The 12,501-nt window shown below is 72.3% G+C and carries 12 protein-coding genes; 10 read left to right on the plus strand and 2 right to left on the minus strand.

The features are described from left to right. Positions 1-29 precede the first annotated feature (29 nt). From AB0P07_RS00585 to AB0P07_RS00620, 8 genes are read left to right on the plus strand one after another with little or no spacing between them, the layout of a single operon-like run. Positions 30-1,031 (plus strand): type II secretion system F family protein, encoded by a 1,002-nt coding sequence (locus tag AB0P07_RS00585; protein WP_365544474.1) that lies wholly within the window; start codon positions 30-32, stop codon positions 1,029-1,031. Further along, positions 1,028-1,954 carry a type II secretion system F family protein gene (locus AB0P07_RS00590; RefSeq protein ID WP_365543122.1) on the plus strand — a complete coding sequence of 309 codons (927 nt, stop codon included), beginning with the start codon at positions 1,028-1,030 and terminating at the stop codon, positions 1,952-1,954. Before AB0P07_RS00585 ends, AB0P07_RS00590 begins: the two co-directional genes overlap by 4 nt. A gap of 57 nt (positions 1,955-2,011) precedes the next feature. Beyond that, on the plus strand, positions 2,012-2,263 hold the full coding sequence (locus AB0P07_RS00595) for a hypothetical protein (protein ID WP_134654608.1): 252 nt from the start codon (positions 2,012-2,014) through the stop codon (positions 2,261-2,263). Between the two features lie 29 nt (positions 2,264-2,292). Further along, on the plus strand, positions 2,293-2,757 hold the full coding sequence (locus AB0P07_RS00600; RefSeq protein ID WP_365543125.1) for a TadE family protein: 465 nt from the start codon (positions 2,293-2,295) through the stop codon (positions 2,755-2,757). Beyond that, entirely contained in the window at positions 2,754-3,209 is a 456-nt protein-coding gene (locus AB0P07_RS00605; protein ID WP_365543128.1) for a TadE/TadG family type IV pilus assembly protein, read from the plus strand. The genes AB0P07_RS00600 and AB0P07_RS00605 overlap by 4 nt, the downstream gene beginning before the upstream one ends. Continuing rightward, positions 3,206-3,667: a pilus assembly protein TadG-related protein gene (locus AB0P07_RS00610; RefSeq protein WP_365543130.1), complete on the plus strand. Its 462-nt coding sequence runs from the start codon at positions 3,206-3,208 to the stop codon at positions 3,665-3,667. Before AB0P07_RS00605 ends, AB0P07_RS00610 begins: the two co-directional genes overlap by 4 nt. A gap of 60 nt (positions 3,668-3,727) precedes the next feature. Then, entirely contained in the window at positions 3,728-4,393 is a 666-nt protein-coding gene (locus AB0P07_RS00615) for a hypothetical protein (RefSeq protein WP_365543133.1), read from the plus strand. Beyond that, the gene (locus tag AB0P07_RS00620; RefSeq protein WP_365543136.1) at positions 4,390-5,433 is read left to right on the plus strand and encodes a hypothetical protein; all 1,044 of its coding nucleotides are present in this window, start codon (positions 4,390-4,392) and stop codon (positions 5,431-5,433) included. Before AB0P07_RS00615 ends, AB0P07_RS00620 begins: the two co-directional genes overlap by 4 nt. Before the next feature lie 18 nt (positions 5,434-5,451). On the opposite strand, the gene AB0P07_RS00625 is transcribed toward AB0P07_RS00620, so the two are convergent. Further along, positions 5,452-7,326: a serine/threonine-protein kinase gene (locus tag AB0P07_RS00625; protein WP_365543139.1), complete on the minus strand. Its 1,875-nt coding sequence runs from the start codon at positions 7,324-7,326 to the stop codon at positions 5,452-5,454. 468 nt (positions 7,327-7,794) lie between these two features. Further along, positions 7,795-8,136 carry a hypothetical protein gene (locus AB0P07_RS00630; RefSeq protein WP_365543142.1) on the minus strand — a complete coding sequence of 114 codons (342 nt, stop codon included), beginning with the start codon at positions 8,134-8,136 and terminating at the stop codon, positions 7,795-7,797. 492 nt (positions 8,137-8,628) lie between these two features. Here AB0P07_RS00630 and AB0P07_RS00635 point away from each other — a divergent pair, with 492 nt between their 5' ends. Then, positions 8,629-11,637 (plus strand): BTAD domain-containing putative transcriptional regulator, encoded by a 3,009-nt coding sequence (locus AB0P07_RS00635; RefSeq protein ID WP_365543145.1) that lies wholly within the window; start codon positions 8,629-8,631, stop codon positions 11,635-11,637. Next, a complete protein-coding gene (locus AB0P07_RS00640) occupies positions 11,634-12,389 on the plus strand; it encodes an A24 family peptidase (protein ID WP_365543147.1) in 756 nt (251 codons plus the stop codon). Before AB0P07_RS00635 ends, AB0P07_RS00640 begins: the two co-directional genes overlap by 4 nt. Positions 12,390-12,501 lie beyond the last annotated feature (112 nt).

Below are 12,501 nucleotides of genomic sequence, written 5' to 3' on the forward strand. Positions count from 1 at the left end.
CACTCGCGGCACTGGACTCGCTCGGCTCCATGGGCGGACTGTTCTCCACCACGGTCGTCTACGCGCTCGCCTGCGGTGTCGCAGTGGGCGGCGGCCTCGCCCTGTTCCTCCTCGCCGTACGCGGACTGCCCGCCAAGCCCGAACACGAGAAGCGGCAGGCCAGCGAGCGGGTCAACGAGCTGATCCGCTGGGCCGGCCGGCGCGGTTCCGCCGCGGCCCTCGTCGGCCTCGCCGTCCTGCTCCTGACCCGCTGGGCGGTCCTCGGCATCGCGGCCGGTGTCCTCGTCTTCTTCTGGGACCGCCTCTTCGGCGGCGCCGCCGAAGAACGCGCCGCCATGAAGCGGGTCGAGGCACTCGCCTCCTGGACGGAGTCGCTGCGCGACACCATCGCGGGCGCCGTCGGTCTGGAGCAGGCCATCCCGGCGTCCGCCCGAGCCGCTGCGCCCGTACTCCGCCCCCACCTGGACGCCCTCGTCGACCGGCTGCGCTCGCGCACTCCGCTGCCCGACGCGCTCCAGCACCTCGCCGACGAGATCGACGACGCCTCCGCCGACATCATCGTCGCGGCGCTGATCCTCAACGCGCGGCTGCGCGGCCCCGGTCTGCGCCAGGTGCTGGGCGCGCTCGCCAAGTCGGCGCGCGAGGAGGTCGACATGCGCCAGCGGGTGATGGCCCAGCGCGCCTCGACCCGCCGGTCCGTGCAGATCGTGGTCGCGGTCTCGGTCCTCTTCGTGCTCGGCCTGTCCATCTTCAACCGGGACTTCGTCGAGCCGTACAGCTCGCCCGTCGGCCAGCTCGTCCTGGCCTGCGTGTGCGGCCTGTTCGCCCTCGGCTTCTGGTGGATGCGCAAGCTGTCGACCATCGAGACGCCGGACCGCTTCCTGGTCCGGGACGGCTCCGACGTCCGGTTCGTGCGTCCTCGCACACCGGGTCAGCCGGGACCCTCCGGCCAGCCGGGACAGCCCGTACAGCGCCTGCCGCAACCGGCACAGCCGTCTCCGGCGTCTGGTGACGAGGGGGTACGACGATGAACCTGACCATGCCGGTCCTGGTCGGCGCCGTCATCGGCCTGGGCATCTACGTCCTGGTCCGCGCCCTGATGCCGAGCAGACGCAGCCCGATCCAGCAGGTCGCCCGGATCGACGCGATGCGGGCGCGCGGGGCGGCGTACGAATCGTCGTCGTCGCGCACGGCGCAGGACACCGGTCGTCTCGACTCGCTGCGGGCCCGGGTCGGCGCCCGTGTCGCCGAGTTGTACCTGCAGCAGGGCTGGCAGCAGCGTTCGTTGCGGGCGGACCTGGCGGTCCTCGACCGCAGCTGGGAGAAGTTCCTGGCGACGAAGGTGCTGCTGGCCGTGGGCGGCCTGTTCTTCGGTCCGCTCCTGTTCGCCATCGTCTGGCAGCTCGGCTTCGGCAGCGGCCCGATCATCCCGGTCTGGCTGGCGCTGCTCTGCGCCGCGCTCTTCTTCTTCCTCCCCGACCTGGAGGTCCGCAGGGACGCCGCCGACAAGCGTCGTGACCTGCGGCGCGTGATCGGCGCCTACCTGGACCTGGTCTCCATGAGCCTGGCCGGCGGCCGGGGTCTGCCGGAGGCGCTGATGGCGGCGGCGGAGGTGTCGGACGGCTGGGCCACCCAGCGGATCCGCAACGCCCTGTCCGACGCGCGCATCACGGGCATCAGCCAGTGGCAGGCGCTCGGCCACCTCGGTGAGGAACTGGGCGTCGAGGAGCTCAAGGACCTGTCCACCTCGCTCGCGCTCGTGGCGGACGACGGTGCCAAGGTCCGCGAGTCCCTGGCCTCCCGTGCCGAGACCATGCGGCACCGCGAGCTCTCCGAGATCGAGGGCAGCGCGGGTGAGAAGTCCCAGTCGATGCTCGTGGCCCAGCTCCTGCTGTGCGCCGGGTTCCTGGTGTTCCTGATCTACCCGGCGGCGATGCGGGTGTTTCAGGTGTGACTCGACCCTTCCAGCTCCGAGCCGCTTCCAGAATCTGATTCGAGAGGACACATCACCATGAACGGACGGAACTTCCGCACCGGTATCCCGGCCGTGGACTTCCTGGTCACCTTCCTTCAGGGCCGCGTGCAGCGCGCCCGATCCGGCGAACTCGACCGCGGCGCGTCCGCCGTCGAGTGGGTCATCATCTCGGCGGTCGTCGTCGCGCTCGTCGGCGTGGTGGCCGCGATCATCACCAAGGCCATGAAGAAGGGCGCCGAAGGCGTCGGCGACTGCATCGAGGGCGCCGACGCGAGCGGCACCTGCTGAGGCCGGTCGGAGGTACGGGGTACACGGGGATGGCGGCAAGCGTGCTCGGACGGGTACGCCGCAGGGTGGAGACCGCGCGTGAAGCGGCGGCCACCCGCGGCGACTCCGGCATGACCGCGATCGAGTTCGTGTTCCTCACGCCGGTCCTGTTCTTCATGATCTTCGCGACGGTGCAGTTCGGTCTGTACTTTTTCGCCGACCACGTCGCCCAGGCGGCGGCCCAGGCGGGCGCGCGCAAGGCCCGCGCGACGGCGCACGACCAGCCCGGCGGCTGGCGGGGCGAGGCACGGGACGTGGTCGACAGCTACATCAGCCAGCTGGGTCCCCAGCTGGTTCTGGCCCCGGACGTGAAGACGCTCCAGCCCGAACAGGACACGGTCGGCGTGGAGATCACGGCCCGGGTCCCCACGGTCTTCCCGGGACTGGACCTGACGGTGCACGCACAGTCGATGGGCCCGGTGGAGCGGTTCGTGCCGGAGGGGGAGAACCGATGACCGCCCTCTCCCGCGCCGGCACGCGCACGGCCGAGACCGGCGTCGACACCGGCGTCGAGACCGACGACCGGGGCCTGTCCACCATCGAGGTGGTGATCCTCGCCCCGGTGATGATCCTCTTCATCCTCGTCCTGGTCGGCTTCGGCCAGCTCGTCGAAGGCCGCGGCGCCCTGGACGGCGCGGCCCGGGACGCGGCACGCGCGGGCTCGATCCAGAAGGACCACGGCACGGCGATGGCCGAGGCGAGGAAGGCGGCCCGGGCCGATCTGGAGGACGTCTGCTCCGGACCCGTCTCCGTGGTCCAGAAGAGCGCGGGCTTCGAGCCGGACACGCTCTTCACGGTCGAGGTCAGCTGCGAGGTGCGCGGCCTGTCGATGATCGGCCTCGACATCCCGACCACCCTCTCGGCGAGCTTCAGCTCGCCTCTGGACCCGTACCGGAGGACGGCGTGAGACACCTCGTCCCCGACTGGTTGGCGGAGCGCGGCGCCCGCCTGGACGACCGCGGTTCCGGCGCCGGCGCGGTCATCATCTTCGCCCTGGTCTTCCTCACTCTCGCGGCCTTCGTCATCGACGGCGGCATGTCCATCTCCAAGCGGGAACGCGCCGCGGACATCGCCGAACAGGCCGCCCGCTACGCCGCCCAGGACATCGACCGCGAGGCCCTCTACGACGACGTGGGCGGCCCCGCCCCCATCAACTACGAGAACTGCGACGCCCGGGTCAAGGCCTTCGCCGCCGAGATGGACATGACCGGCGCGGACATCGCCGCGACGCACTGCGTGGCAGCCGACGTCGACCGGGTGCAGGTCGAGGTCCAGCTCACGTACTCCCCGGTCTTCACGGGGGCGTTCTACGGCGGCGACGTGGTGGTCCACGGTCGGGCTGTGGCGGAGAACGAGGTGGGCTGACCGATGCCGCCCCGCCCGTAATCGCCTTCCATCCCCCCCACCAACGGAGGTACGACTTCCATGCGCACACGAACGACGACCGCGACCGCTGCCGCCGCCCTGACGACGGCGGTGGCCCTGCTGCTGACCGCCTGCGGCGGCGGCTCGGACTCCGACGACTCGGGCAAGGACGAGATCACGGGCGCGGACACGGGGGCTTCGGCGTCCGCGTCGCCTTCGCCGTCCGCGAGTGAGAAGGGGGTGGACCGGCCGGAGATCAAGCTGCCCGCCGATGTGAAGAACGTGTTCGAGGGCTCCAAGACCGGTGATCCGGTCAAGGACGCGGTGCTTGCCGACAATCAGCGGATGATCGACTCGGTCGACGAGGCGATCACCGTCGACGCCGAGGAACACCCGGCCCTGAAGTTCTACAGCAAGGACAACGCCCTGGTCGCGGCAGCGTCCTACGTCCAGTCCTTCTACGAGGGCGGCACGACCTGGACAGGAACCACGCGGTACTACGACCGCGAGGTCACCCTCGACGGGGAGAACACCGCCACGGTGACGTACTGCGGTGACGAGACGGAGTCGTACAGCAAGGACCGAAAGACCAAGAAGGTCAAGAAGACGCCCGGCGACGCGGACGACTACGTCTCCTACAACGCGCGCATGGAGAAGAACGCCGACGGCGTCTGGCAGACCGTGAACGTGGTGTCGGAGCGGGGAGCGGAGAAGTGCCAGCCGTGAACCGTACACGTCGACAGGTTTTCGTAGTCGCCGCACTCGTGCTCCCGATGGCCCTGGCACCGACGGCCGCGCAGGCCGGAGGGAAGACGGGGGACGGCAGCAGCCTGGGCGATGCCAAGGGCGGCGTCCAGGGCAAGAACCTCACGGTGCAGACCAGGGTCCGTACGACGGTCAACGGCTCGACCGGCTCTGGCAAGACCGGCACGCTCTCGTCCACCGACAGCAACTGGACGCCCCCGGCGTGCTGGTATGAGCCCGCCTTCTCACCCAAGCAGATCGAGGCCACGGTCAAGGCCATGCGGGGCATCAGCGAGCTGCCGTTCATCGGAGACATCGGCGATTTCGTCGGCGACACGCTGGACCAGCGCTTCAAGGACGGCAAGCCGTACAAGAACTACAACCTCGACAAACAGGGCGAGGGTATGTTCTGGGCGGCCGCGGTCAACCCCAACCGCAAGGACGACCCCGAGGCCAGCGCCTGCGACAAGCCGCCGTTCTGGGTGGACAACGGCACCACTCCCGACGAGCCCCTCGCCGTGTCGCCGAAGATCCTCGCCGAGTACGCCTACGACGAACTCCCGGTCCCCGGCACGGAGGTCGAGATGCGGCCGGCCGACGCCACCAAGGTGAACCTGCCCACCTGGCTCTGGCTGGACAAGGCGAGGTTCAAGAAGATCTCGGTCACCGCCGGCCTCCCCGGCACCGGCCTGTCCGCCACCACCACCGCCGAACCGGTCTCCCTGCACATCGACCCCGGCACGAGCGACGCCCGGACGTACCCGGCGTCCGGTGACTGTGAGCTGAACGCCGACGGCAGCATCGGGGAGCCGTACGCGGACGGAAAGGCGAACGACACCCCGCCCTGCGGTGTCACCTACCTGCGCTCCTCCGGCTCCGACGGCTCGTACCCCTTGCGGGCCACCGTCACCTGGAAGATCTCGTGGACCAGCACCACGGGCGAGCGCGGCGGCCTCCCGGACGGCACGTTCGGCGCGACGCAGGACGTGAAGGTCCAGGAGATCCAGTCGGTGAACCGCTAGGACTGGTCACGGCCAGGATCACTCCGGCTTCCACTGGGTGGCCGTGAGGACGTACGTACGCAGGTTGTCGTTCTCGGGGCCCTCGTCGTTGGCCCTGGTGACCCACAGCTGGGTCACCGTGCCCTGGCCGGACTCGATGCACAGGGCGGTGCCCACCTTGAGCAGCGAGTCGTCTCTGATCTTGCTGAGCGGGATCGGGTTCGGCAGTGTCGCCGCGCGGGCGGCGTCGCGGCACTCGGTGGGTGTGGGGCGGCGCTCGGCCAGGATGCCGAACGATCCGCCGCCGTCGGCGAGGCGGATGCCGTTCACCTTGATCGGGTCGGGGCAGTCCGTGTACGTCAGCCACTGCCCGGAGGTCGGGACGTAGGGCCCGTTGGTCTTCAGGTCGAGGTCGTTGACGTCGAGCGTGGTGACGTCGGCCGGGTTGCACAGTGTGCCCGAGCCGACGTCCTGGGCGTTCGCGTAGTACTTGGGCGCCCGCAGGACGAGGTTCTTGTCCCGCACGCTGACCTGCCATCCGGCCTCGGTCTTCGGCCCGTCACCGGCCGAGGACGCACCGGCCCCGGGGGCCTGCTCGACCGCGTCGGCACCGGCCGCGCCGGAGGAGGCCGGGTCCGTGGCGCCGCCGGACGCCGCCCGGTCGTTCCCGCCGGAGCCGTCGTCCGCGGTCAACCGGTAGGCGAGGACCGATCCCCCGCCGACGGCGAGAACACCGACGACGGCGAGAGCGGCGACCAGCGGCCCGCGTCGGCGCCCGGACGGCGTCCCGGGCTCCTGACGGGCCGCGGCGCCCGGGTGCGGGGGGTAGGGCGGAGCGGGGGGTGCCGAGGCCGTGAACGCCTCGCCCGGCGCGCCCGCGGGCCGCGTGGGCGCCGCCGCGGCGAAGGCGGCCCGGGGCGAGAGCCCGGGCTGTGTGGGCACGGGAGGGGCGCTCGGCACGGGAGCCGCGGGGTGCGCGGGCTGCGCAACGGCGTCGACCGGCCCTGGAGCGGCGGCCGAGTACAGGCGCAGCGTCTGCTCCTGCTGCGCGATCTGCTGGGAGACGGCCGTCGGCAGCCACCACCCCTCCTGGCGGGCCAGCCCCGACGTCCCGGCCAGAGTGTGACACGCCTCGACGACGTGCGCGGGAGTCGGCCGTGCGCCCGGCTCCTTGGCCAGGCAGGTGCCGAGGAGACCGCGCAACTCCTGCGGACAGGAGGTCAGATCCGGCTCGTTGGACACGATCCGGTACAGGAGCGCGTGGGAGGAGCCCTCACCGAAGGGGTGGCGTCCGGTGGCCGCGAAACAGGCGACGAGTCCGAGCGCGAAGACGTCCAGGGCCGGGGTGACGTCACCGCCCATGGCCTGCTCGGGCGCCATGTACGCGGGGGTACCGAGTCGTACGTCCGTCCCGGTCAGCGCGGTGGTGTCGGCGGCGCGGGCGATCCCGAAGTCGATGACGCGGGGCCCGTCCGAGGCCAGCAGCACGTTGGACGGCTTGAGGTCGCGGTGGACGACACCGGCCGCGTGGATGGTCTGGAGAGCCTCGGCGATGCCGGCGACCAGTTGCAGCACGGTGGGCAGTGGCAACGGGCCGTGCTGGTACACGGCGGAGGCGAGGGACGGGCCGGGAACGTAGCCGACGGCAAGCCAGGGCTCGGGACCGTCGGTGAGACTGTCGAGGACGGGAGCGGTGTACGGGCCCTGCACACGCCGGGCCGCCGCCACCTCGTGGGTGAAACGCTTGCGGAACTCCGCGTCCTGCGCGTATTCGGGCCGTACGACCTTCAGGGCGACAGGTTGCCCGCCGCGGGTGTGCGACAGGTACACGACTCCCATGCCGCCCTCTCCCAGCCGCGCACGCAATGGGTAACCGGCTATCTCCCGGCGGTCGTCGGGTGACAGGGCTTCCATCGGGGGAGTCCTTCCGCGAGTGGGTCGAGTGAGTCATGGTACGGAAGCCGGGCAGCGGCTTCGTGTCCCCACCGCGATGTGGCCGCCGGGGGAGGCCCAGGTACCGCGCTCACCGCATGGGTGTCCCGAGATCCCCGTCAGAATGTCGACGAGCCTGCTCTCCGGGACCTCCGGGGGCGGTGGTCCAGCCCTTTCACATGCGTGACGAAGTCGTCGGGGAGAGCCAGGTGGTACCTGCCCACGTAGTACGCGAGGTCCTCCCGCCACAGCCGGACACCGTCCGTGGCATCCGGGTGCCCTCGGCCGGGGCGTGGTAGCCCGTCGGTCCGCGCGAGGTCGAGTGCTCGTGCAACGCCGGCCTCCGGGGCCGGGAAACGGGGCGAGGTGTCGTGCCGGATGTCCGCCGAGTCGGAGAACGGGTCCGGCGCAGTTCCCGGCGAGATCAGTACGGGTTCGGCTTCCTCCGGGCTACTTGTCGCCGCCCTTGCCGCCCTTGCCGCCTCTCTTGTCCTCCGTCTTCACGGCGTCGTTGACCTGCTTGGTGAGTTCGTCGTCGAGCTTCTTGAACTCGCGGACCACGGCGTCCGACATGCCGGCGAGGGCGTCGAGCTGCTGGGTGATGTCCTCGCGGCCGTCCTCCCAGTTGGACTCGAAGTCGTCGAGGGCGTCGTTGACGCCGCCGTCGCCGATGTCGTCCTTGTAGGACTCGAAGAGCTTCTTCGTGTGGTTCAGCCGCGTCTTGAGCGACCGCAGCCGGCGCCCGTAGTCCTCCAGTTCGGTCAACGGCAGTGCGAGGTCGCTCTTGCCCATGGCCCGAAGTCCTCTCTGCGGGGCAGACGAAACGGAACGTGCCGGGCACAGCGGGACCTGGCACCGGGCCGACTCCGCCGGCACCCTACGAAGGGTACGACTGACGCCCCGACGGCCTCCGGGAAAACCGCTGGGCGGACGGACTGTCCGTAGCCGGGGCCGGGGCCGGGGCGGAGGTCGCCTCCGTCGCGGGTCCCGGAACGGGCCCGGTGACTCCGACCACCGGAGGGGCTCCCGTGGAGTCCAGGGCGAACTGCCCGACGGCACCTTCGAGACCACACAGGACATGGCTGTGCGGGAGATCTCTTGTCCATGCCGGGGCAGTACGACGGCTTTACGGGTGAAGAGGGAGAAAAGGTGCAGGAGTTGCGGGTCCGGTTCTTCGGGGCCTTCTCCGCTGTCGGCGCCAGTCCATAGGATCTCTGTAGGCTCGACGAGCCCCCGACAGCTCACACAGTTGACTCCTCCCACACTCGACACAGGACACCCGCCATGCCGCGACGCCGCACCACCAGCTCGTCAAGCTCGACGGCTTCCTCGGCACCGAGAAACCGCACGCCCCAGCCCGTGCGGGTGCGGCGGCGGTCGTTCGGGGACTTCGTCAAGGCGTTCCTCGCCTTCGTCGTGCTGGCGGGGCTGGTTCTCGGGGTGCCGTTCGCGCTGGCCGTGACCGCCGGGTGGCCGTTCCCCGGCGGCGCGCCGAGCCTCGACTGGCTCCAGCGCGAGATCACCGTGCAGACCTTCCTGCACATCCTCACCGTCATCGTCTGGCTCGCCTGGGCGCAGTTCACCGCCTGCGTGCTCGTCGAGGTCAAGGCCGCGGTGTCCGGTGTCGGCGTGCCGGGGCGGGTGCCGGGGTCGGGGCCCAGTCAGCTGCTGGCCCGGCAGCTCGTCGCCGCTCTCCTCCTCGTCGGTGCCACCGCGGCGAGCCTCACGCCGGGGCTGTCGCAGCTCGGGCAGAGCCTGGAGGGAAACCAGAAGCCGTCCGTCGCCGCGGCCCAGCAGACGCCGGGACTCTTCGCCCAGCAGCAGGAGCAGGCCGCTGCCACCGCGAGCGCCCTCGCCGAGCAGGCCGGGCAGGCGGGGCAGGCGGCCGCCCGTGCGGACGGCGGGACCTCCGCCGCGCACGGCGACACGAAGTACTACCGGATCCAGCCGCCCGAGGGCCGTCACCACGACTCCCTCTGGGAGGTGGCCGAACGGCACCTCGGTGACGGGCGGCGGTACAAGGAGATCTTCGAGCTCAACAAGGACCGGGTGCAGCCGGACGGGTCCCGGCTGTCCGAGGCCTCCCTCATCCGGCCCGGCTGGATCATGGAGATGCCCGGCGACGCCCGCGGCGGCGAGCTGGTCGAGATGCCCGACGAGGCGCCGAACGTCTCCGAGCAGGTGCAGCAGCAGATCAGCGACTACGCCCGGACCGGGGACCACGCCCAGGGCGGCGGAGCCCAGGGCGGCGGTGACGTCCAGGTGTCCCTGCCCGAGCAGCGGCCCGCGCCGACGCCCGCGAACCCCGTCACGCCCGCGACCCCCGCGCCCGGCCCCGGTCAGGAGCACGCCGCCCCCGCCGCCGGACAGGCCGGCGACTCCTTCGGGCTGCCCGAGGCGCTGCTCGCCGCGCCCCTGCTCGCCGCCGGTCTCCTCGGCGCTCTCGGACGCCGGCGCCGGCAGGCGCTGTGGCAGTCTGCGCTCGGCGCGGTCGGCGGACGGCGTGGCATGGAGCCGCCCACTCCGACCGGCGACGCCCAGGACGTGCAGGACGCGCTGCTGGTCGGCGCCGATCCCGAGGGCGTACGCCTGCTCGACCGGTCGCTGCGCGGGCTGGCCGCCTCCCTCGCCGCGGAGTCCCGCCCGCTGCCCGTCGTCTACGCGGCGTGGCTGAGCGGCAACGGCGACCTGCACCTCCAGCTCGCCCAGCCCGCCGGGAAGCCGCCTGCGCCCTGGCAGCAGGGGCAGGACCAGACCTTCTGGATGCTCGCCCGCTCCGACGCCGAGGGGTACGAGGAGGCCGAGACGGCCGCGCCGTACCCAGGGCTCGTCAGCCTCGGCACCATGGACGACTCCCGGCTGCTGCTCAACCTTGAGGCCGTGCCCGGCATCGTCTCGCTCAGCGGCACCGAGACCGACCGGGCCGCCGTGTTCGCGTCGGTCGCCGCCGAGCTGGCCACCAACGGCTGGTCGGACCGCATGACCATCACCCTGGTCGGGTTCGGGGACGACCTCACTCCCCTCGCGCCCAACCGGATCCGGCATCTCGACGGGTTCGAGGACCTCTTCGAGACCATGTCGGCCGAGACCCGGCAGCGGCGCGGCGCGCTCGGCGCCGCCGGGCACGACTCCGTGCTCACCGGCCGCACCGGGCCCGCCCAGCACACGCGCTGGGCCCCGCACCTCGTCCTGTTCGCCGCCCAGCCGTCCGACGAACAGGCCCTGCAGCTCGCCGAGCTGGCGGCCGACGCGGGCCGGCTCGGCATCGGCTACCTCGTCGGCACCGGGGGCACCGACCTGCCCGGCGCCGCCTGGGAGATGGAGATCACCGGCGAGGGACGGCTGCTCGCGCCGCTGCTCGGGCTGGAGCTGGACGCCCAGCTGCTGCCCGTCGCGCAGCAGCGTGCCGTCGTCGAGCTGTTCACCGACGCCGATCCGGGTTCGGGTCCTGGCTCCGGTCCCGAGGGCGGGCCCCGGCGGGTGGCCAACACCCCGCCGTTCCTCGTCGACATCAGCGAGCAGGGGCGGCCCGCCGTGTACGCCCGCCTCGTCGGCTCGTACGAGATCATCGGTCTGGACGCGCCCGACGGCGAGCGCAGCGCCCTGCTGCACGAGGCGCTGGCGCTGCTCCTGCTGCACCGCGAGGGGGTCCACCCGCGCGTGCTGTCCTCCGCGCTGTGGCCGCGCGGCGTGACGGCGGACGTGCGTGACGCGCTGCTGGAGCGGCTGCGGGCCTGGCTCGGCACCGACCCCGACGGCACGCCGCGGCTCGCCACCGACGCCACCGGACGGCTCACCCTCGCCAAGTCCGTCGTCTCCGACCTCGACGTGTTGCGCTCCCTCTACTACGAGGCCACCCAGGGCCGGGGCGCCGACAGCCGCCAGGTGCGCGGACGGCTGCTCACCGACGCGCTGGTGCTGGTGCGCGGGCCGCTGCTCGCCGACCGGCCCGAGGGCCGCTACCGCTGGCTCACCCACGAGATCGTCGACGCCCAGCTCCCGCTGCTCGTCGCGGACACCGGGCTCGCGCTCTCCGAGTTCCACCTGGAGAAGAACCGCGCGGAGAAGGCCATCGAGGCGCTGAACGCGGCCCTGCGCACCGCCCCCGCCGACGAGCGCCTGTGGCACGAGCTGCTGCGCGCCACCCACGCCACCGACGACCCCGACCGGCTGCGCGCCCTCGCCGCCGACCTCGTCGCCCGCAGCGGGGCGCGCGGGGTGCCGCCGCGCACCGAGGCACTGCTCGACGAGCTGCTGCCGACCTGGCGCGAGGGCGTCGCCGCCGCCGGATGAGCACCGACACCGTCGTCGACATCGATCTCGTGGTCGTCCTCCTCGCCGCGTTGTGGGGCGCGGCGACGGGTGCGGTGCTGCCGCGTGCCGCCTACCGGTTCTCCGCCCCCGCCGGGGAGGCGTGGCACGAGCGCTGCCCGGAAGGGCACCCCGTCCGGGGCTGGCTCGGCCCGGCCGGCTGCGGGCGGTGCGCGGACGGCCCCGCCTCCTACGGCCCCCGCACCGCGTCCCTCGCCGCCGTCACCGCCCTCGTCTGCGCCGCCCTCGCCGCCGCCACCGGGACCCGGCCCGAGCTGGCCGTCTGGCTGCTGCTCGCCCCGGTCGGCGTACTGCTGGCCGTCGTCGACCTGAAGGTACGGCGGCTGCCCGACCCGCTCACCCTGCCGCTCGCCGGCGCCGTGCTGGTCCTGCTCGGGCTCACCGCGCTCGTGCCCGAGCACGCGGGGGAGTGGACCACCGCCCTGCTGGGCGCCCTCGCCCTGGGCGTCGGCTACCTCGTGCTGTTCCTCGTCAACCCGGCCGGCATGGGCTTCGGCGACGTCAAGCTCGCCCTCACGGCCGGTGCCGCCCTCGGCTGGTACGGCTGGCCCACGCTGATGCTGGGCACCTTCGCCGGGTTCCTGCTCGGGGCGTTGTACGGCGGCGCCCTCCTCGTCGCCCGGCGCGCGGACCGCAAGACGGCCATCCCCTTCGGCCCGTTCCTCGTCGCCGGGGCCTTCCTCGGCGTCCTGGCCGGGGCGTACGCGGCCTGACCACGAGCGGGCCGAAGGCCTGGCGTACGCTGGGCAGGTCCGCCCACCCGTCTCCCACCACCCTTGCACCGAGCGCTTCGCGCGCACCTACTGATCAACCCTTACGAACCCT

The organism is Streptomyces sp. NPDC085944, from assembly GCF_040686295.1.
GTDB lineage: Bacteria > Actinomycetota > Actinomycetes > Streptomycetales > Streptomycetaceae > Streptomyces > Streptomyces salinarius.

What these genes read in the sequence shown, in the direction of transcription:
- AB0P07_RS00625 (WP_365543139.1), bottom strand. Translation starts at nt 7,326, where the DNA reads ATGGAAGCCCTGTCACCCGACGACCGCCGGGAGATAGCCGGTTACCCA.
- AB0P07_RS00630 (WP_365543142.1), bottom strand. Translation starts at nt 8,136, where the DNA reads ATGGGCAAGAGCGACCTCGCACTGCCGTTGACCGAACTGGAGGACTAC.
- AB0P07_RS00605 (WP_365543128.1), top strand. Translation starts at nt 2,754, where the DNA reads ATGACCGCCCTCTCCCGCGCCGGCACGCGCACGGCCGAGACCGGCGTC.
- AB0P07_RS00615 (WP_365543133.1), top strand. Translation starts at nt 3,728, where the DNA reads ATGCGCACACGAACGACGACCGCGACCGCTGCCGCCGCCCTGACGACG.
- AB0P07_RS00595 (WP_134654608.1), top strand. Translation starts at nt 2,012, where the DNA reads ATGAACGGACGGAACTTCCGCACCGGTATCCCGGCCGTGGACTTCCTG.
- AB0P07_RS00640 (WP_365543147.1), top strand. Translation starts at nt 11,634, where the DNA reads ATGAGCACCGACACCGTCGTCGACATCGATCTCGTGGTCGTCCTCCTC.
- AB0P07_RS00585 (WP_365544474.1), top strand. Translation starts at nt 30, where the DNA reads ATGGGCGGACTGTTCTCCACCACGGTCGTCTACGCGCTCGCCTGCGGT.
- AB0P07_RS00600 (WP_365543125.1), top strand. Translation starts at nt 2,293, where the DNA reads ATGGCGGCAAGCGTGCTCGGACGGGTACGCCGCAGGGTGGAGACCGCG.
- AB0P07_RS00590 (WP_365543122.1), top strand. Translation starts at nt 1,028, where the DNA reads ATGAACCTGACCATGCCGGTCCTGGTCGGCGCCGTCATCGGCCTGGGC.
- AB0P07_RS00635 (WP_365543145.1), top strand. Translation starts at nt 8,629, where the DNA reads ATGCCGCGACGCCGCACCACCAGCTCGTCAAGCTCGACGGCTTCCTCG.